Source organism: Bacteroides sp. AF25-38AC (assembly GCF_003602995.1).
Classification (GTDB): domain Bacteria; phylum Bacteroidota; class Bacteroidia; order Bacteroidales; family Bacteroidaceae; genus Bacteroides; species Bacteroides uniformis.
The window spans coordinates 1-1,307 of the sequence record NZ_QTMD01000085.1; the positions used below are offsets into that span (position 1 = coordinate 1).

1 protein-coding gene is annotated in these 1,307 nt (G+C 42.2%); it reads right to left on the reverse strand.

From position 1 onward, the window contains the following. Nucleotides 1-2: 2 nt before the first annotated feature. The gene (locus DWY55_RS21795) at nt 3-1,181 is read right to left on the reverse strand and encodes an IS4 family transposase (protein ID WP_243633694.1); all 1,179 of its coding nucleotides are present in this window, start codon (nt 1,179-1,181) and stop codon (nt 3-5) included. Nucleotides 1,182-1,307 lie beyond the last annotated feature (126 nt).

The window sequence follows — 1,307 nt, forward strand, 5'->3', positions numbered from 1 at the left end:
CACTACTGTCCAAAGAAATTTTCCCATAGGTTCAGTTGATCTGAATCGGCATCATTCATTAGACGTTTTGGTTTAACAAACAGTTCGCCTAAAGGCTTCCTCTCAAAGAGTACTTTCCCGATGGCGGACGATAAAATATAAAGTTCTTGATCAACATGAAACATTTTCTTGGCAATAGCAAGCAGCAGGTAATCGCAGATGGCAATCCATATCTGCGAGTAGACTGCATTCTGGCTTGTGCCGTAGAACGACTTAATGTGCAGATGTTGTTTGATCCATTTGAAGAAACATTCTACTTGCCAACGTTCCCTGTAAAGTTCAGCAATGGTCAGGTAAGAATGTACGAAGTCGTTGGTCAAGAACCTATAGACGTTTCCTGTGGCGTAGTCCTCATACACAACCATGCGGAGTGTATCCGGATACCATTGGGAGGATTTCAGTCCCGTCAGTCTGATAGTGGAATCGCTAATGACTCCAGTACTTTTATCAACCAGATGCTCTTCTACCACCTCATACTTCATGTTATCCTTGGCCCTGGTAACGAAAAAAGCTTGCTGGCGATGAAAGTGGCAGAACAACTGCTTAAAATCTACATAGCCCTTATCCATAAGGTAGTAATTACCTGGTTCTACGGGTATTAGGCTCATAACTTTAGAGTCATGTACCGCAGCTTCTGTCAGATAAATAAATGTGGGAATAGCTCCTCGCAAATCCAGCAAGGTGTGCATCTTTACACCTCCTTTATCATGATGAAGTCTCGCCCATGGACAGAGTTGCAAGCAAAGTTTAATCGTGCTGCTGTCGAAGGCATAGACGATGCCATCTACGTCAAGTCTGGAGGGCTCATTTTGAAGCAGCTCTCTCGCCCAAGCAATCAATATTTGACCGAAGTCACGATATATGCGCCAGTCCTTGGTTTCGTTGATATGTGTCAAAGTCGACCGCTGGATATATTTGATTCCAGACGAGTACAACTTGGAGGACAGAGCAACCAGCGTTGCATCAATGCTGCGGAGACTATCTTGATCGGTGAACTGAGCAAAACTCATCACCATAAACTGGTCTCTGCATTTGAACTCGATGGCATGTCGATTGCCATTGTATCTCTTTACGCACTTGTCGAACTCATATCTCGGTATGAGCGACATTATCTGAGCGAATACAGTCTTTCCCTGATTCATGATTTCTATCTCTTGCAATACAATTTGCAAAAGTATAAAATCAAATCTCGAAAAAATATAGTCGCGTAAAACATTGATATTTAATAATTTAAAATACGTCCAAGAAAATTTCTTTGGACAGTAGTG

What these genes read in the sequence shown, in the direction of transcription:
- DWY55_RS21795 (WP_243633694.1), bottom strand. Translation starts at nt 1,181, where the DNA reads ATGAATCAGGGAAAGACTGTATTCGCTCAGATAATGTCGCTCATACCG.